The organism is Inhella sp. (assembly GCF_041912635.1).
Taxonomy (GTDB): domain Bacteria; phylum Pseudomonadota; class Gammaproteobacteria; order Burkholderiales; family Burkholderiaceae_C; genus Inhella.
Genome location: NZ_JAYRMO010000001.1, coordinates 81,570 through 98,124 on the forward strand (window position 1 = coordinate 81,570; position 16,555 = coordinate 98,124).

The 16,555-nt window shown below is 68.4% G+C and carries 14 protein-coding genes; 8 read left to right on the forward strand and 6 right to left on the reverse strand.

The window, feature by feature from the left end; translation table 11 throughout:
* Window positions 1-12 precede the first annotated feature (12 nt).
* Window positions 13-1,551, reverse strand: a complete 1,539-nt coding sequence (locus ACE3QP_RS00445) for a methyl-accepting chemotaxis protein (RefSeq protein WP_374432691.1) — start codon at window positions 1,549-1,551, stop codon at window positions 13-15.
* 146 nt (window positions 1,552-1,697) lie between these two features.
* Between ACE3QP_RS00445 and ACE3QP_RS00450 the strand changes: the two genes are divergently transcribed.
* On the forward strand, window positions 1,698-3,830 hold the full coding sequence (locus tag ACE3QP_RS00450; protein ID WP_374432693.1) for a prolyl oligopeptidase family serine peptidase: 2,133 nt from the start codon (window positions 1,698-1,700) through the stop codon (window positions 3,828-3,830).
* Entirely contained in the window at window positions 3,830-4,498 is a 669-nt protein-coding gene (locus tag ACE3QP_RS00455) for a CatA-like O-acetyltransferase (RefSeq protein WP_374432694.1), read from the forward strand. The genes ACE3QP_RS00450 and ACE3QP_RS00455 overlap by 1 nt, the downstream gene beginning before the upstream one ends.
* Here the strand turns inward: ACE3QP_RS00455 and fabG are convergent, their stop codons facing one another.
* Window positions 4,499-5,242 carry a 3-oxoacyl-ACP reductase FabG gene (gene fabG / locus ACE3QP_RS00460; RefSeq protein ID WP_374432696.1) on the reverse strand — a complete coding sequence of 248 codons (744 nt, stop codon included), beginning with the start codon at window positions 5,240-5,242 and terminating at the stop codon, window positions 4,499-4,501.
* Entirely contained in the window at window positions 5,239-5,823 is a 585-nt protein-coding gene (locus ACE3QP_RS00465; protein WP_374432697.1) for a YqiA/YcfP family alpha/beta fold hydrolase, read from the reverse strand. Before ACE3QP_RS00465 ends, fabG begins: the two co-directional genes overlap by 4 nt.
* 171 nt (window positions 5,824-5,994) lie before the next feature.
* On the opposite strand from ACE3QP_RS00465, the gene ACE3QP_RS00470 reads away from it, so the two are divergent.
* Window positions 5,995-8,676, forward strand: coding sequence for a zinc-dependent metalloprotease (locus ACE3QP_RS00470; protein ID WP_374432699.1), 2,682 nt, complete (start codon window positions 5,995-5,997; stop codon window positions 8,674-8,676).
* Between the two features lie 154 nt (window positions 8,677-8,830).
* On the opposite strand, the gene mpl is transcribed toward ACE3QP_RS00470, so the two are convergent.
* The 3 genes from mpl to ACE3QP_RS00485 are packed head-to-tail and all read right to left on the reverse strand — an operon-like array spanning window position 8,831 to window position 12,495.
* Entirely contained in the window at window positions 8,831-10,192 is a 1,362-nt protein-coding gene (mpl, locus tag ACE3QP_RS00475) for a UDP-N-acetylmuramate:L-alanyl-gamma-D-glutamyl-meso-diaminopimelate ligase (protein WP_374432701.1), read from the reverse strand.
* A gap of 44 nt (window positions 10,193-10,236) precedes the next feature.
* On the reverse strand, window positions 10,237-11,523 hold the full coding sequence (hemL, locus tag ACE3QP_RS00480) for a glutamate-1-semialdehyde 2,1-aminomutase (protein ID WP_374432702.1): 1,287 nt from the start codon (window positions 11,521-11,523) through the stop codon (window positions 10,237-10,239).
* A gap of 51 nt (window positions 11,524-11,574) precedes the next feature.
* Window positions 11,575-12,495, reverse strand: a complete 921-nt coding sequence (locus ACE3QP_RS00485; protein ID WP_374432703.1) for a hydroxymethylpyrimidine/phosphomethylpyrimidine kinase — start codon at window positions 12,493-12,495, stop codon at window positions 11,575-11,577.
* 216 nt (window positions 12,496-12,711) lie between these two features.
* On the opposite strand from ACE3QP_RS00485, the gene ACE3QP_RS00490 reads away from it, so the two are divergent.
* Genes ACE3QP_RS00490 through ACE3QP_RS00510 form a run of 5 tightly spaced genes read left to right on the forward strand, consistent with a single transcriptional unit; the run spans window position 12,712 to window position 16,555 of the window.
* Entirely contained in the window at window positions 12,712-12,864 is a 153-nt protein-coding gene (locus ACE3QP_RS00490; protein ID WP_198111467.1) for a rubredoxin, read from the forward strand.
* 35 nt (window positions 12,865-12,899) lie between these two features.
* Window positions 12,900-13,283: a PleD family two-component system response regulator gene (locus tag ACE3QP_RS00495; protein ID WP_198111368.1), complete on the forward strand. Its 384-nt coding sequence runs from the start codon at window positions 12,900-12,902 to the stop codon at window positions 13,281-13,283.
* A gap of 11 nt (window positions 13,284-13,294) precedes the next feature.
* Complete coding sequence (locus ACE3QP_RS00500; RefSeq protein WP_232351904.1) at window positions 13,295-13,660, forward strand: PleD family two-component system response regulator; 366 nt, start codon at window positions 13,295-13,297, stop codon at window positions 13,658-13,660.
* 55 nt (window positions 13,661-13,715) lie between these two features.
* Complete coding sequence (locus ACE3QP_RS00505; protein ID WP_374432704.1) at window positions 13,716-14,231, forward strand: chemotaxis protein CheW; 516 nt, start codon at window positions 13,716-13,718, stop codon at window positions 14,229-14,231.
* A gap of 53 nt (window positions 14,232-14,284) precedes the next feature.
* Window positions 14,285-16,555, forward strand: coding sequence for a methyl-accepting chemotaxis protein (locus tag ACE3QP_RS00510; RefSeq protein WP_374432705.1), 2,271 nt, complete (start codon window positions 14,285-14,287; stop codon window positions 16,553-16,555).

Here is a 16,555-nt window from a genome sequence, read left to right on the forward strand (position 1 = left end):
CCGCGCCGGGCTTCAGGCGCTGCCGCGCCGCAGGCGGAAGGCGGCGACGGTCTCCACCAGCTGCCGCGCCTGTACCCGCAGGCTCTCGGCGGCGGCCGCACCTTCCTCCACCAGCGCGGCGTTCTGCTGCGTCACCTGGTCCATCTGGCTGATGGCCTGGTCGATCTGCGCCACGCCCAGGCTCTGCTCCTGGCTGGCACTGCTGATCTCGCCGACGATGTCCGTGACGCGCCGGATGGCGGTGACAACTTCGCTCATGGTGCCGCCGGCCTGCCCCACCAGCTGCGAGCCCTGCTCGACGCGTTCCACGCTGGTGCCGATCAGGGTCTTGATCTCCTTGGCCGCATCGGCGCTGCGGCCGGCCAGGGCGCGCACTTCGCTCGCCACCACGGCAAAGCCACGCCCTTGCTCGCCGGCCCGTGCGGCCTCCACCGCGGCATTCAGCGCCAGGATGTTGGTCTGGAACGCGATGCCGTCGATCACGCCAATGATGTCGGCGATCCGCTTGCTGCTCTCGTCGATGCCGCGCATGGTCTGGATCACCTGGTCCACCACCTGGCCGGCCTGCACGGCCACCTGCGAGGCGCCCTGGGCCAGCTGCGTCGCCTGGCGGGCGCTCTCGGCCGTGAGCTGCACCGTACTGGTGAGTTCTTCCATTGAGGAAGCGGTTTCCTCCAGGCTGGCGGCCTGGCGCTCGGTGCGGTGGCTCAGGTCCTGGTTGCCGCTGGCGATCTGCGTGCTGGCGCCGGCCACCGACTCGGAGGAGTCGCGCACGGTGGCCACCACCGCCGCCAGCTTGTGCTCCATGTCCTGCAAGGCGCGCATCAGCTCGGCCAGCTCGTCGTCGCCGCGGGTGTCGATGTCGGCACTCAGATCGCCCGCCGCCACGGTCTGGGCCAGGCTGACGGCCTGCTGCAGCGGCCGGGTGATGGAGCGGCTCAGCGCCAGGCCGGCCCAAATGCCGACGGCACTGGCCACCGCCATCAGGATCAGGCTGATCTGGGTGGCGCGCCGACCCGCGGCGGCGGCCGCGCTGGCGGCTTCCTGGCTGTCGGCCTGAATCTTCCTGCCCACCTCTGTGATCAGCTTGGCGGGCTCGCGGTCCATGCCCTGCACCGCCTTGTCGCCGGCGGCGTGGTCATGGTCGGCGGCCTTGAATTGCTCGAAGGCACTGCGGTACTTCTGGCCCATGGTGGCGTGGGCCTGGGCAAAGCGCTGCACCAGCTCCTTGGCCTCACCCGCCGGCAGGCGATCCCCGAGGCGCTTGGCCAGCTCAGCCACCTCCTTCTCTTCCTTGCCAAAGGCGCCCCAGTACTTGTCGAGCTGCTTCGGGTCCTTGCCGCGCAGCAGGGTGTTCTTCCATTCCTGCACCTGGGTCTTGAAGCCGCTGGCCATGGCGGCGGCCAGGCGCTCGTTCTCGGTATGCGCCTGCACCTCGGTGGTGAAGGTGCTCACGGCGCTGTTGAGCTGGTAGATGCCCAGCAGCGCGGCAACAAAGACCAGGGCCAGCACGGCCGCCACAACCAGCGGGAGCTTGCGTTTCAGTTTCATGGTGGAGACCCAGGCGGGAGGGGGGATATGGATGAGAAGGGAGCCGCCGGGCCTTGTCAATGGATCCAAAGTGGGAGGGGGTTTGCACGGGTCCGCCGGGGCTTCCTACACTGCCCGGCTTTGACATTGCACCGGCGCCACCGACCATGAACCGTTCGACTCTCCTGGCCCTGAGCTTGCTGGCCGCGGCCGCACAGGCCCTGGCTTCCGCCTACCCCGAGACCCCCGTGAAGCCGGTGCGCGACCGCTACCACGGCGTCACCGTGACCGACCCCTACCGCTGGATGGAGGACATGGCCTCGCCCCAGTTCCAAGCCTGGCTGAAGGCGCAGTCCGAATTCACCGCGGCGGGCCTGAAGACGCTGCCGGGCCGCCAGGCCCTGCGCGAGCGCCTGGGACAGTTGGCCGATGCCGGCGTCATCACCGGGGGCTACACCCCGTCGGCCGGCCAGGTGCTGTACCTCAAGCGCGAGCCCGGCCAGAACCAGCGCCGCCTGTGGCTGCGCCAGGGTGTGGACGGGGTGGAGCGCCAGCTGCTCGACCCCCTGGCCGTGCCGGGCATGCCGGGCAAGCACTCGATCGATTTCTACAGCCCCTCGCCCGACGGCAAGCGGGTGGCCCTGGGCCTGTCGGCGGGCGGCAGCGAGAACAGCACCCTGGTGGTGATGGATGTGGCCAGCGGCGAGCTTCTGCCTGAGCGCATCGCCCACGCCGGCCTCAACCAGTACGGCGTGTCCTGGCTGGCCGATGGCAGCGGCTTCTTCTACAACCGCCACCCGGCCGACGAGCGCTACAACAAGAGCGCCGTCTACTTCCACCGCCTGGGCAGCACGGAGGCAGACCGCCTGGTGTTCGGCTGGGGCGCTCCGAAGAGCAAGTGGCAGATCGCCGACCTGCCCTATGTGTACGTGAGCAAGCAGTCCAAGTGGGCGCTCGCCGAGGTGCTGCACGGCGACGCCGTGGACCGCAGCTACTACGCCGCACCCCTGGAAGCGGTGCTGAAGGACGGCGCTGCAGCGCCCTGGAAGCGTGTCATCGGCCCCAAGGACCGGGTGACCCGGGCCGCGCTGGATGGCGACCGCCTGGTGGCGCTCAGCCAGGCCAAGGACCCGCGCCGCGAACTGCTGGCCTACCCGGTGGCGGGCGGCGCGCCGCAAACCCTGCTGCCGGCCAGCAGCCAGGTGCTGCTGGAGTTCGACAAGGGCGAGGGCGAGCTGCTGGTGCGCGGCCTGGATGCCGGCGTGAGCCGCCTGACGCGCGTGCCGCTGAAAGAGGGCGCGCAGCCCGAACGCCTGCTGCTGCCTTTTGACGGCACGGTGCGTGAGATGGCGGCGCTGGACGGCGGTGAGTGGCTGGTGCGCCTGGAGGGCTGGACCCAGCCGGCGCAGACCCTGGTGCTCAAGCCCGGCAGCATGCCGCGCGCCGTCAACCTGCAGCCGCCCAGCGGGCTGGACGTGACCGGCATCAGCGCCGAGCGCGTGATGGTCAAGAGCCATGACGGCGTCGAAGTGCCGCTGTCCATCATCAGCCCCAAGGGCGCGATGGTGGCGCGGCCCACCATCCTGACCGGCTACGGCGCCTACGGCATCGTGATGGAGCCGGGCTTCCGCGCCAGCCGCCTGGCCTGGGCCGAGCAGGGCGGGCGCTTCGCCGTCTGCCATGTGCGCGGCGGTGGCGAGCTGGGTGAGGCCTGGCACCAGGGCGCCCACATCGTCAACAAGCAGAACACGGTGAGCGACTTCATCGCCTGCGCGCAGTACCTGATCGACAAGGGCTACACCAGCCCGCAGCTGCTGGCGGGCACGGGAGGGTCGGCCGGTGGCATCACCATCGGCGGCGCCATCAACCAGGCGCCGCAGCTGTTCGCCGCCGCCCAGGCCGCGGTGGGGGTGAGCGACATGCTGCGCATGGAACTGACGCCCAATGGCGCGCCCAACATCGCCGAGTTCGGCACGGTCAAGAACCCGCAGCACTTCAAGGCCATGTATGCGCTCAGCCCCTACCACCGCGTCAAAGATGGGCAGGCCTACCCGGCCGTGATCGTCACCACCGGCGCCAACGACCCCCGCGTGGATGCCTGGATGCCGAGCAAGTTCGCGGCCCGCCTGCAGGCCGCCACCGCCAAGAACGCCAATGCCAAGCCCGTGTGGCTGCGCGTGGACTACGAGGCCGGCCACGGCATGGGTTCGTCGATCAGCTCCCAGCTGGACGAGCAGGCCGATGTGTGGAGCTTCTTCCTGTGGCAGTTCGGCCACCCGGCCTACCAGCCGGCGAAGTGATGGTCACGCCCGTTGCCATCGACCCGGGCGCCGGCCCGCGCGCCCAGGCCTATGCCTTCTACCGCGCGGCCAAGCAGCCGCGCTGGGGCTTCACCACCCGCCTGGACGTGGGGCCGCTGTTGCGCGCGGTGCGCATCTGGCAGGAGGACTGCCCGGACCTGACGCCCATGCTGGCCTACCACCATGCGCTGCTGCAGGCCACGCTGGCGGTGCCGGCGCTGCGCCAGCGCCTCACGCCCGAGGGTGGGGCGGTGGAGTGGCCGAGTCTGGACGCTTCCATCACCCTGGTGCGTGACGACGACAGCTTTGCCATCGCCTACCTGCCTTGGGCGCCGAAGTTGCGCGACTTCGTGGCGCCGGCGCGCGCTGCCATGGCGGCGGCGCGCCAGCCCGGCACCGACTGGGGCCTGGGCCAGGCGCACCGCGGCTGCCTCTACACGACCACGCTGCCGTGGCTGGATTTCACCCACTTCGAGCACGCGCACACGGCGGCCTTCGATGAGGGCACGCCGCGCGTCGCCTTCGGGCGCTTCTGCCCGGTGGACGACGCGCGCACCGAGATGGCCTTCAATCTGGAGATCCACCACGCGCTGGTGGACGGCGTGCACGCCGGGCGCCTGGTGCAGGCGCTTGAGGCATTGCTGGCCGAGCCCGGCCAGCTCTGGTGATTACATCGAGAGGCCGCCGCTGACTTCCAGCACCGTGCCGGTGATGTAGGCGGCCTCGTCGCTGGCCAGGAAGGCGTAGGCGTTGGCGATGTCCTCGGGCGCGCCCATGCGCTGCAGGGGCACGGCGGCGGTCATCTTCTCGGTCACCTTGGCCGGCACGGCGGCCGTCATCGGCGTGGCGATGAAGCCCGGTGCCACCGCGTTGACGCGGATGCCGCGCGGCCCGAACTCGCGTGCCCAGGTCTTGGTCATGCCGATCACACCGGCCTTGGCGGCGGCGTAGTTGGTCTGGCCGAAATTGCCGTGCAGGCCCACCACCGAGCTGGTGTTGACGATCACGCCGCGGCCAGCGGCCAGCATGGGCTGCAGAGCGGCCTGGGCGCCATGGAAGACGCCGCGCAGATTGACGTCGATGACGGCGTCGAATTGCTCCACGCCCATGTGCTCGAAGCGCGCGTCGCGCGTGATGCCGGCGTTGTTGATGAGGATGTCCAGGCGCTGCCAGCGTGCCAGCGCCGCCGCCACGGCGGCGTCCCAGGCGCTGCGCTCGGCCACGCTGCCGGGTTGGGCGATGACGTCGGCGCCCAGCGCGGCACAGCCCTCGGCCACGCGGGCCAGGCTCTCCGCGTGCAGGTCTAGCAGCACCAGGCGGGCGCCTTGCGCGGCAAACAGCAGGGCGGTGGCTTCGCCAATGCCTTGGGCGGCGCCGGAGATCAGGGCGACGCGGTCGGTGAATCGCTTCATGGGGATTGCAGGTGTCGGGTCAGTTCGGGGAGCCAGCGCTCGAAGTCGCTGAGGGCGTGGTCGGAGGCCGAGAGCAGCAGCACCCGCCCCAGGCCGTAGCGCGCCAGCATCTCACGCCAGTCCAGCAGTTCGTCGCCCTTGGCCAACAGGGCAAACCAGCGGGTGGGGTGGGGTAGGGTGCCGGGCCGCAGGGCGCGCAACTCGTCCACGTACTCGGGCTGGAAGTAGAAGGCCTCTTCCGGCCGGTGCCAGTAGCGCTGCTCGCCGATGTAGGCGGCCAGATCGCGCGCCGGGTCCACGGCGGGGTTCAGCAGGCCGACCCGCCACTGCGACCGCCGTGCGGCCAGCGCGGCGGCATAGAAGCCGCCCAGCGAGCTGCCCACCACGGCCGCGCCCTGGGCTGGCCAGCCGGCGGTGAGCTGCTCGATCAGGGCGAAGGCCGCGCGCGGCGAGGGGGGCAGGGCCGGGGCCAGGAAGTGCAGGCCGGCTTGCTCGGCCGCCCATTGCGCCATGCGCTGGGCCTTGGCGGATTGCGGGCTGGAGCGAAAGCCGTGCAGGTACAGCAGGTGCGTGAGGATCATGACCAACCGCAGTGTAGGCAGGCAGAAATTACGCTTTGCCCCTGCGCGCGGAACATGACCATCCGCACTGCGGGTTGCCCGCCTTGACGCTCACGGGTGCCGCTGGGACAGTGCCGCGCTTTTGGCCCCCGCCGACCGGGCGGGGCCGCTATGACCAAGGACACCCCCTCGATGAACACCAAGCTGAAGTCCGCCCCGCGTTGGGCTCTTTCGGCCCTGAGCCTGGCGCTGCTGAGCCTGGGCCAAGCCCAGGCGCAGACCCCGCCGGCCACGCCCAATGGCGGTGCCTCCGCTCCGGCCGCCGCCGCCGCGCCCCGCCCCCCGGCGGACCCGACCGCGCTCAAGCCCTTCGCCGAGATCTCCAAGGATTTCAAGAGCCAGGAAGGCCTGTTCAGCATCTGGAAGAAGGACGAGAAGGTCCTGCTCGAAATCCCGCGTGCGATGCTGAACAAGCCCTTCTTGTTCACCGTCAACATCGCCAACTCGATCGGCGAGCGCGGCATGTACGCCAGCCAGATGGGCCCGGACACCATGGCCGAGTTCCGCCTGGTCGGTCGCCAGCTGCAGCTGATCGCCGTCAACAACAAGTTCCGCGCCAAGGGTGAGGGCAAGGAATCGGTGGCCCAGGCCTTCTCGCCCAGCCTGATCGGCGCCACCAGCGTGGCCAGCGCCGACCACCCCGAGCGCAAGAGCTTCCTGGTGGATGCCAGCTTCCTGCTGTCCGACATCCCCGGCTACAGCACGCGCCTGGAATACGCCTACCGCCTGCCTTACAGCCTGGACAAGTCCAACTCCAGCTTCGCCGCCACGCGCGCCGAAGCTCAACTGGCCACGCTGACCGGCCGCATGCACTTCGCCACTGCGCGCATCCCGGCCCCGCCGCTGATGCCCACGCCGGTGCCCATGCCCACACCGCCGCAGTCCGTGCCGGATCCGCGCAGCTTCTTCGTGGACTATGTCTACAACTTCCGCGCCCTGCCTGATGAACCCGCCGCGGTCCGTCACATCGATCCGCGCCTGGGCCACTTCATGGAGTCCTACGTCGATCTGGATTCGGACGTGAACCCGAACAACCGGGTGCACCTGCTGAACCGCTGGCGCCTGGAAAAGAAGGATCCCAGCGCCGCGCTGAGCGAGCCCAAGCAGCCGATCGTCTACTGGATGGACAAGAACATTCCGGCGCGCTACCGCAAGGCGGTCGAGGCCGGCATCCTGGAGTGGAACAAAGCCTTTGAGAAGATCGGTTTCAAGAACGCCGTCGTGGCCAAGCAGCAGCCTGACGATGCGGACTGGGACAACATGGACGCCGCCCACGCCTCGATCCGCTGGTTCGTCGGCGCCGACGTCGGCTTTGCCATCGGCCCCAGCCACACCGACCCGCGTACTGGCGAAATCCTCGATGCCGACATCGGCATGAGCGATGTGTTCGCCCGTGGTTCGCGCCGCTTCCTGGTGGAAGACGTGCTGACGCAAGGGCAGTCGAGCGAAAGCAAGCTCGCTGCGCTGACCCAGGGCTGGAAGGAAGGCAACCGCTTCGCCGCCCAGTGCAATTACGCGCACGAAGCCAGCGCCGAGATGAATTTCGCGATGGACATCCTCGAGGCTCGCGGCGACATCGCCCCGGACAGCCCCGAGGCCGAGGCCTTCGTGAACTCGGTCATCAAGGACGTCATCATGCATGAGGTGGGTCACACCCTCGGCCTGAAGCACAACTTCAAGGCCTCGACGGCGGTGACGCGCACCCAGCTGCAGGACAAGGCCTTCACCGAGGCCAACGGCATCTCCGCCTCGGTGATGGACTACAACGCCTACAACGTGCCGCTGAAGGGCGAGAAGACCGGCTCCTTCAACAACACCACCCTGGGCCCCTACGACTACTGGGCGATCGAGTACGCCTACAAGCCGATCGACCCGGCCGCCGAAAAGGCCGAGCTGGCCAAGATCGCCTCGCGCTCGACCGAGCCGCAGCTGATCTACGCCGATGACATGGACGCCGGTGTGGGCGGCCCGTACGACGGCATGGACCCGCTGGCCAACCGTTTCGACCTGGGCGACGACCCGCTGGCTTACTTCACCAAGCGCCTGGCGCTGAGCAAGGAGCTGTGGGACCGCGTGCAGGACCGCGGCTTCAAGCCGGGCGACGACCCGCTGCGCGCCCGCCGCGTGCTGCTCTCGGGCTTCCAGCAACTGGGCCGGGGCGCCGAGTCGGCCGCCAAGTACGTGGGTGGCATGACGGCCCTGCGTGACCTGCCTGGCACCACCGGTCGTCCGGCCTTCCAGCCGATCGCACCCGCCAAGCAGCGCGAGGCCCTGAAGTCGCTGACCAGCGGCCTGTTCAGTGCCGACAGCTTCCGCTTCAAGCCCGAGTTCATCAGCAACCTACGCGTGGACTACAACGAGTGGGACCGCGGCGGCCTGGCCGATATCGGTGGCGCCGTGGCGCGCCTGCAGCTCGGCGCACTCGACCGCCTGATGAGCCCGGCCACGGCCAAGCGCCTGCTCGACCTGCCCGGCTATCTGGCCGAGAAGGACCGCAAGGGCGCGATCAGCCTGGCCGAGGTCTACGGCAGCATCCAGGGCGCCGTGTGGAGCGAGCTCAAGTCGGGTGCCGAGATCGAGCGCCTGCGCCGCAATCTGCAGCGCGAGCACCTGAAGCGCTTGACGACGCTGCTGACCAAGGGCGGCCCGCTGCCGGCCGACGCCCTGGCCCTGGTGCGCTGGCATGCCACGCAGCTGCAGGCCGATCTGAAGGCCGCGTCCGCCAAGGGCGGCTCCGTCGAGACTCGCGCCCATGTGGCCGAGTCCCTGTCGGCGCTGACCGAAGCGCTGCGCGCGTCGATGTCACGCGTCTGATCGCGTGAAAGCCCCGTGCGAGCGGGGTCGCCAAAGCAAAGGGCCGGCATTGCCGGCCCTTTTTCATTGGGGGTGCGTGATCTGTGCGCGGCCTTCAGGCCCGGGCGGCCAAGCTTTGAAGAGGAGCTTGTCGTGAATGCCGCCCCTCAGACCTTCAGGCCCGGGCGGCCAAGCCTTGCAATAGCTTGTCGTGAATGCCGCCAAAACCGCCATTGCTCATGCACAGCAGATGGTCGCCCGGCCGCGCCACCTTCAGCACCTGGCGCACCAGGCTGTCGATGTCCTCGGCCACCAGGGCCTTGTCGCCCAGCGGGGCCAGGGCGGCGCGGGCATCCCAGCTCAGGCCGCCCTGGTGGCAGAAGCTTTGGTCGGCCTCCTCCAGCGCCCAGGGCAGCTGCGCCTTCATGGTGCCCAGCTTCATGGTGTTCGAGCGCGGCTCGAAGATCGCCAGCAGCCGCTCGTTCGGGGCGATGCGACGGCGCAGGCCCTCGACCGTGGTGCGGATGGCCGTGGGGTGGTGGGCAAAGTCGTCGTAGACCTTGATGCCGCCCACCTCGCCGCGCAGTTCCATGCGCCGGCGCACCCCCTCGAAGCGGCTCAGCGCCGCCGCGGCAGCCTCGGGCGCCACGCCCAGGTGCTCGGCCGCAGCAATGGCGGCCAAGGCATTGAGCTGGTTGTGTTCGCCCGATTGGTTCCACTCCACGCGCGCCACGCGCAGGCTGCCGCGCAGTACGTCAAAGGCATGGGGCTCGCCGCGGGCACGCAGCATGCCTGGCTCTTCCTTGCGCGCGCCGAAGTGCTGCACGCTACTCCAGCAGCCGCGGGCCAGCACGCGCTGCAGCGCCTCCTCGCGCGCGTTGACGATCAGCTTGCCCGAAGCCGGCACGGTGCGCACCAGGTGGTGGAACTGGGTCTCGATGGCGGCCAGGTCGGGGAAGATGTCGGCGTGGTCGTATTCGAGGTTGTTGAGGATGGCCGTCCGCGGCCGGTAATGCACGAACTTGCTGCGCTTGTCGAAGAAGGCCGAGTCGTATTCATCGGCTTCAATCACGAAGGCCTTGCCTCCGCCCAGGCGTGCACTGGTGGGGAAGTTCTGCGGCACCCCGCCGATCAGATAACCCGGCTGCAGGCCGGCGGCCTCCAGGATCCAGGTCAGCATGGCGGTTGTGGTGGTCTTGCCATGCGTGCCGGCCACGGCCAGCACATGGCGGCCCTGCAGCACATGCTCCTGCAGCCATTGCGGGCCGCTGGTGTAGGGCAGGCCGGCGTCGAGGATGGCTTCCATGAGCGGATTGCCGCGGCTCACCACATTGCCGACGACGTACAGATCGGGCTTGAGTTCGAGCTGGTCGGGCGACCAGCCCTCGATGAGCTCGATGCCCAGCTGCTGCAGCTGGGTGCTCATCGGCGGGTAGACATTGGCGTCGCAGCCGGTGACCTTGTGGCCAGCCTCGCGCGCCAGCGCGGCCAGGCCACCCATGAAGGTGCCGCAGATGCCGAGGATGTGCAGATGCATGGGAACTGCCGGGGCGGCGTGCGCCCCGGTCTCTCAGGAAGGGCTCAGGACCAGGCGTGGGCCGCGGCGGCCAGCGTGGCGTCGATGTCGGCCTCGCTGTGCGCGGCGCTGACGAAGCCGGCTTCGTAGAGGGCCGGCGCGAAGTACACGCCCTGGTCCAGCATGGCGTGGAAGAAGCGGTTGAAGGCTGGGCCGTCGGTCGTCATCACGACCTGGTAGTTCTGCGGCAGCTCGGGCAGCAGGAAGAAGCCGAACATGCCGCCCTCGCAGTCGGCGCTGAAGGCGATCTTCTTCTCAGCGGCCACCGCCTTGAGGCCGTCGACGAGCCGGCGCGTCTTGCCGGCCAGCGCTTCGTAGAAGCCGGGCTGGCGGATCTCGTGCAAGGTGGCCAGGCCGCAAGCCGTGGCTACCGGGTTACCCGACAGCGTGCCGGCCTGATAGACGCCACCCAGCGGCGCCAGCTTGGCCATCACGTCGCGGCGGCCACCGAAGGCCGCCAGCGGCATGCCGCCGCCGATGACCTTGCCCAGCACCGTGAGATCAGGCACGAAGCCGGGGATCTGCTGCGCGTAGAGCGACTGCGCGCCACCCAGCGCGACGCGGAAGCCCGTCATCACCTCGTCCAAGATCAGCAGCGCGCCATGCTGGGTGCAGAGCTCGCGCAGGCGCTTCATGAAGGGCACGGACGCGCGCACGAAGTTCATGTTGCCGGCGATCGGTTCGATGATGACGGTCGCCAGTTCGGCGCCGTGGCGCTGGAAGGCGAGCTCCAGCGCTTCGACATCGTTGTAGGGCAGCACCAGGGTGTGCTGCGCCACCTCGGCCGGCACGCCGGCGCTGGTGGGGTTGCCGAAGGTGGCCAAGCCGGAGCCGGCCTTGACCAGCAGGCTGTCCGCATGGCCGTGGTAGCAGCCCTCGAACTTGATCATCAGGCTGCGGCCGGTGAAACCGCGCGCCAGGCGGATGGCGCTCATCGCGGCCTCGGTGCCGGAGCTGACCAGGCGCACCTGCTCGATCGAGGGCAGCAGGCTGATGATGGCCTCGGCCAGTTCAATCTCGCGTTCCGTGGGGGCGCCGTAGCTGAAGCCTTCCAGCACGGCGCTCTGCACGGCGGCGAGCACCTTGGGGTGGCCGTGGCCGAGGATCATCGGGCCCCAGGAGCCGATGTAGTCGATGTAGCGCTGGTCGTTCGCGTCCCAGAAATAGGCGCCCTCGGCGCGGCGCACGAAGCGTGGCGTGCCGCCCACGGCACGGAAGGCGCGTACGGGGGAATTCACACCGCCAGGGATCACGGCGGCGGCGCGGTCAAACAGTTGTTGGTTCTTGTCCATATCGGGTTCCGGTTCGGCGGAAGGCCAAGGCGGCCCGTGGGCCGCCGATGTTCAGTGCATCCGCCGCGGGGGCGCCTGATTCGCTGGGGTGTCTTCGGGCGTCTCGGCTTCGGTCTCGCCTTCCTCGGGCACGGGCAGGGCCCAGAAGAAGCGATCCGGAATGACCTGGCCCATGCCGGGCTGGAAGCCGGCGTCGAGCGCCTGATCCAGAAAGGCGAGGGCCTCGCCCACCGCCTCATGCAACTCAACGCCTACCGCGAGCAGGGCGGCCAGGGCGGCCGAGAGCGTGTCACCGGCGCCGATGAAGCTGGCCTCGAAGCGCTCGAACTTCTCGCCGGTGATCGGGCCCTGCGGGCCGGCGAGCACGTTGTCCACGAACTGGTTCGGCAGGCTGATGCCGGTGACCAGCACATGGGCGGCGCCGAGCTTGTGGGCCGCATTGGCCAGCTCGCGCGGCGAGGCCGGGCGGCTGCCGTCCCAGTCGGGCAGCAGGAATTCGGTCAGCACGGCGTGCGCGCCCACCAACACCAGAGTCTGCGGCAGCACCAGCTCGCGCAGGGCGTCGTGGTAGCTGCTCTGCTGTTCGTCATCCAGCCAGGGCGTGCTGCCCAGGTAGGTGACCAGCGGCAGCTCTGGGTAGTCGGACAGGATCTCGGCCACCGCGGAAACGGTCTCGGCGCTGCCCAGGTAGCCGACCTTCCAGGCGCCGATGGAGATGTCTTCCAGCACCGAACGCGCCTGCTCGGCCACCAGCTCATCGTCCAGCGCGTGGTGCTCGAAGACGTCGGCGGTGTCGCGCACCAGCACGCCGGTCACGACCGGCAGCGCATGCGCGCCCATGGCGGCGATGGCGGCGTTGTCCGCGCCCAGGCCGGCGGCGCCGGTCGGCTCGCTGGCATTGAAGCTCAGCACGCAGGGGGGCGCGGCGTCCTCGTCCGGGTTGGCTTCGGGCGACTCAGGATTTGGGTTCATGGTGTGGGAGGAGGGCGCCCAGATGGACCATCCGCGCACGCGCTGTAGCCGCTTTGAGCGGGCGCGTACCCTCGGGCGTTCCCCAGGGGGGCCACCCCGATGGCCCCTAGAGGAGCGTGACTAGAATGAATCGATTGTAGTTAGCCCCTTTTCGAGGGGCGATGACGTAGAGGACTTGACTTGAACACGAGCGTGAATACCGAGCTTTGCACCTGGATGTGTCTGATCTGCGGCTGGATCTATGACGAGGCCGAGGGCGATCCCGAGCATGGCATTCCCGCCGGTACCCGCTGGGCCGACGTGGACCTGAACTGGACCTGTCCGGAATGCGGGGCACGCAAGGAAGACTTCGAAATGGTGCGCATCTAAGCCAGGTTCACGGCGCCAACCCTAGGGGGATACCCATGTCGGCAGAAACTCCGCTCAAGGTGCTGGTCATCGACGACAGCAACACCATCCGCCGCAGTGCGGAAATTTTCCTCAAGCAGGGCGGTCATTCGGTGGTCCTGGCCGAAGACGGCTTCGATGCGCTGGCGAAACTCAGCGACTTCAAACCGGACCTGGTCTTCTGCGACATCTTGATGCCCCGACTTGACGGCTACCAGACCTGCGCCATCATCAAGCGCAATGCCGAGTACTCTGACGTGCCCGTCATCATGCTGTCCAGCAAGGACGGCCTGTTCGACAAGGCGCGGGGCCGGATGGTGGGTTCGCAGGACTACCTGACCAAGCCCTTCACCAAGGACCAGCTGCTGCAGGCCGTGCAGCAGCATCAGAACCGCCCATAAGAAGCGCCATCATGAGCATCAAGAACATCCTGCTGGTCGACGATTCGAAGACCGAGTTGCACCACCTCAGCGACATGCTGACCAAGCGCGGCTACAAGGTGCGCACCGCCGAGAACGGCGAAGAGGCCTTCAAGCGGCTGGAAGAAGAGGTGCCCGACCTGATCCTGATGGACGTCGTGATGCCCGGCCAGAACGGCTTCCAGCTGACCCGCGCCATCACCCGTGACGAGCGCTACGCCAAGGTGCCGGTGATCATGTGCACCAGCAAGAACCAGGAAACCGACCGGGTTTGGGGTCTGCGCCAGGGCGCCAAGGACTACGTCGTCAAGCCGGTGCAGGCCGAAGAACTGATCGGCAAGATCAAGGCGCTGGGCTGATGACCGCTCCGCGCGCTCCCCGGCTGTCCCGCCGCCCGCTTGATGGAGAGCGGGCATGAGCAATAAGCAGGCGCTGAGAGACTTTCAGGCGCGCCTGGCGCAGCGCCTGCAGGCGGTGCGCGAGCAGACGCAGACGGCGCGTTGGCTGGCCGTGGATTGCGCCGGTCTGGGCTTGCTGCTGCCGCTGCAGCACGCGGCCGAGATCTTCGCCCCCGTGCCCGTCACCACCGTGCCCTACACCCAGCCCTGGATGATCGGGGTTGCCAATCTGCGCGGCGGGTTGCACACCATCGTGGATCTGGCCCAGTTTCTGGGTCTGCGCGAGGGCCGTGCTGACACGCAGGGCGGGCGTCTGGTGGCCTTCAACCCCGAGCTGAACATCAACTGCGCGCTGCTGGTCGACAAACTGCTCGGCTTGCGCGGTGAAGAACAGCTCGCTCCCGCGCAAGGCGCCGGCACGCGCCCGCATTTCGCCAGTGACCAGCGCGTCGACGACAAGGGCCGGGTCTGGCAGGTGCTCGACCTGGACGCCCTGGCGCGCTTCCAACCCTTTCTGGACATCGTGGTCTGACCCCCGGATCCCGCTTTCCCAATACCACCGTTTTCACGCAGAACGAGGCAACGATGAGCCTGCTGGACAAGATGAAGTCTTCGAACGACCGCGGCACCGACAGCACGCAGGCGGACGCACCCGACAGCGTGTATGAAACCGTTCACCTCGACAGCCAGACACACGACGCCCCGCCCAGCACGCTGGCGCCGGCCGACAGCGCGATGAGCGGCTTCGCCGAGACTGGCGCGAGCCAGACCACCCAGTACAGCACCATGGAGCCCTTGGGGCAGGCCACCCCGCAGCGTCGCCTGCGTGGGCAGAACCTGTTCACCGGCCTGGTGGCGGCAGGTCTGGTCGGTACCCTGGTGGGGGTGTTTTCGAACATCTATCTGGCTGGCAAGAACTCCGACCAGGTGCGCGAAACCGGTCTGGCCCTGATGCAGTCGCAGCGTCTTGCCAAAGCGGTGTCGACCGCAATGGTGGGTACGCCGACTTCCTTCGCCGAACTGCGTGAATCGCTCGACAAGTTGGCCAGCGTGACGCGCAATCTGCACACCGGCGATGGCGGCCCGCTGTCGCGCGCGCCGTCGTCGGTGCGTGAGCAGTTGGACCCGCTGCTCCCCATGGTGGACCGCGCCGAAAAGAACGTGAAGGTGGTGCTGGGCACGGAAAAGGTGCTGACCGAGGTGGGTACCTCGCTGCGCACCATCAACCGCCAGTCTTCCGATCTGCTGGAGTCGGCCGAGGCCGTCAACTCGCTGGAGCTGCAGTCCGGTGCCTCGCCCGTCGAAATCGCTGCCTCGGGCCAGTTGGTGATGCTGACCCAGCGCATCGGCAAGAGCGCCGGTGAATTCCTGACCCAGGAAGGTGTGAGCCCCGAGGCGGTGTTCCTGCTCGGCCAGGATCTGAACGCCTTCCGTGAAATCACCCAGGGCCTGCTGAGCGGCTCCAAGGAACTGAACCTGCCGGCGGCGCGCGACCCGCAGCTGCGCGAGAAGCTCAAGACCCTGCTCACCCAGTTCGAGGCCACCGATCAGCAGGCCAAGGCCGTGCTGACCAACCTGACCGGCCTGGTGGCTGCGCGTGAGGCGGCCAACGCCATCCTGAAGGACTCGGAGCCGCTGCGCAAAGGCATGGAGCAGGTCGTGGACGGCCTGAACCAGGCTGGCGGCCTGGCCTGGTGGCAGGCCGTCCTGCTGGCGGGCTCGCTGGCGGCACTGGTCTACGGTGCGGTCGGTTTCCTGCGCCTCTACATCGCCGGCCAGCAGCGCCGCGCCCAGCTCGCTGAAGAGCAGCGTCGCCAAGCCCAGGCCCAGGAGCTGGAGGCCAAGCGTGTCAACGACGCCAACCAGGCCGCCATTCTTCGCCTCATGAACGAACTGGCCGCGGTGGCCGACGGCGACTTGACTCAACAGGCGACGGTGACGGAGGACATCACCGGCGCCATCGCCGACTCGGTGAACTACACGGTGGAGGAGCTGCGCAACTTGGTGTCGCAGGTGCAGGGCACGGCCATCCGCGTGACCGAGACCACGCAGCAGGTGGACCAGACCTCGACCGAACTGCTGGCGGCCTCGACCGAACAGCTGCACGAGATTCGCGCCACCGGTGACGCGGTGCTGCAGATGGCCGGCCGAATCAACGAGGTGTCCACCGAAGCCCAGAACGTCGCCCAGGTGGCCCGCCACTCGCGTGAAGCCGCCGAGCAGGGTCTGCAGGCGATGCAGAACAACCGCGAGGGTATGAACGCCATCCGCGATCAGATCCAGGAAACCTCCAAGCGCATCAAGCGCCTGGGCGAGTCGTCGCAGGAGATTGGCGAGATCACGGAACTGATCTCGGACATTACCGAACAGACGAACGTGCTGGCCCTGAACGCAGCCATCCAGGCAGCCTCCGCCGGTGAAGCCGGTCGCGGCTTCTCGGTGGTGGCAGAAGAAGTGCAGCGCCTGGCCGAACGCTCGGCCGATGCCACGCGCCGCATTGCGGCTCTGGTGAAGGCGATTCAGACCGACACCCAGGACGCCGTGGCCGCCATGGAGCGCTCGACCGCCGGGGTGGTGCAAGGTACGCGTCTGTCGGACGCAGCCGGCCAGGCGCTGGAAGAGATTGACTCGGTGGCCCGCCGCCTGAACGACATGGTGGCCGGCATTTCGAATCGTGCGCTGGAAGAAGCGGCGTCAGCCAACGAGGTGGCGTCCAATATCCAGCACATCTTCGCGGTGACCGAGCAAACCTCGGAGGGCACGCGCTCGACCGCCAAGATGGTGCATGAACTGTCCCGTTCCGCCGAAGCCCTGAAGGGTTCGGTGGCCCGATTCAAGGTCGGCAACGCCGCCTAA

What these genes read in the sequence shown, in the direction of transcription:
- mpl (WP_374432701.1), bottom strand. Translation starts at nt 10,192, where the DNA reads ATGCATCTGCACATCCTCGGCATCTGCGGCACCTTCATGGGTGGCCTG.
- ACE3QP_RS00490 (WP_198111467.1), top strand. Translation starts at nt 12,712, where the DNA reads ATGTGTCTGATCTGCGGCTGGATCTATGACGAGGCCGAGGGCGATCCC.
- hemL (WP_374432702.1), bottom strand. Translation starts at nt 11,523, where the DNA reads ATGGACAAGAACCAACAACTGTTTGACCGCGCCGCCGCCGTGATCCCT.
- ACE3QP_RS00510 (WP_374432705.1), top strand. Translation starts at nt 14,285, where the DNA reads ATGAGCCTGCTGGACAAGATGAAGTCTTCGAACGACCGCGGCACCGAC.
- ACE3QP_RS00470 (WP_374432699.1), top strand. Translation starts at nt 5,995, where the DNA reads ATGAACACCAAGCTGAAGTCCGCCCCGCGTTGGGCTCTTTCGGCCCTG.
- ACE3QP_RS00505 (WP_374432704.1), top strand. Translation starts at nt 13,716, where the DNA reads ATGAGCAATAAGCAGGCGCTGAGAGACTTTCAGGCGCGCCTGGCGCAG.
- ACE3QP_RS00485 (WP_374432703.1), bottom strand. Translation starts at nt 12,495, where the DNA reads ATGAACCCAAATCCTGAGTCGCCCGAAGCCAACCCGGACGAGGACGCC.
- ACE3QP_RS00450 (WP_374432693.1), top strand. Translation starts at nt 1,698, where the DNA reads ATGAACCGTTCGACTCTCCTGGCCCTGAGCTTGCTGGCCGCGGCCGCA.
- fabG (WP_374432696.1), bottom strand. Translation starts at nt 5,242, where the DNA reads ATGAAGCGATTCACCGACCGCGTCGCCCTGATCTCCGGCGCCGCCCAA.
- ACE3QP_RS00445 (WP_374432691.1), bottom strand. Translation starts at nt 1,551, where the DNA reads ATGAAACTGAAACGCAAGCTCCCGCTGGTTGTGGCGGCCGTGCTGGCC.
- ACE3QP_RS00465 (WP_374432697.1), bottom strand. Translation starts at nt 5,823, where the DNA reads ATGATCCTCACGCACCTGCTGTACCTGCACGGCTTTCGCTCCAGCCCG.
- ACE3QP_RS00500 (WP_232351904.1), top strand. Translation starts at nt 13,295, where the DNA reads ATGAGCATCAAGAACATCCTGCTGGTCGACGATTCGAAGACCGAGTTG.
- ACE3QP_RS00455 (WP_374432694.1), top strand. Translation starts at nt 3,830, where the DNA reads ATGGTCACGCCCGTTGCCATCGACCCGGGCGCCGGCCCGCGCGCCCAG.
- ACE3QP_RS00495 (WP_198111368.1), top strand. Translation starts at nt 12,900, where the DNA reads ATGTCGGCAGAAACTCCGCTCAAGGTGCTGGTCATCGACGACAGCAAC.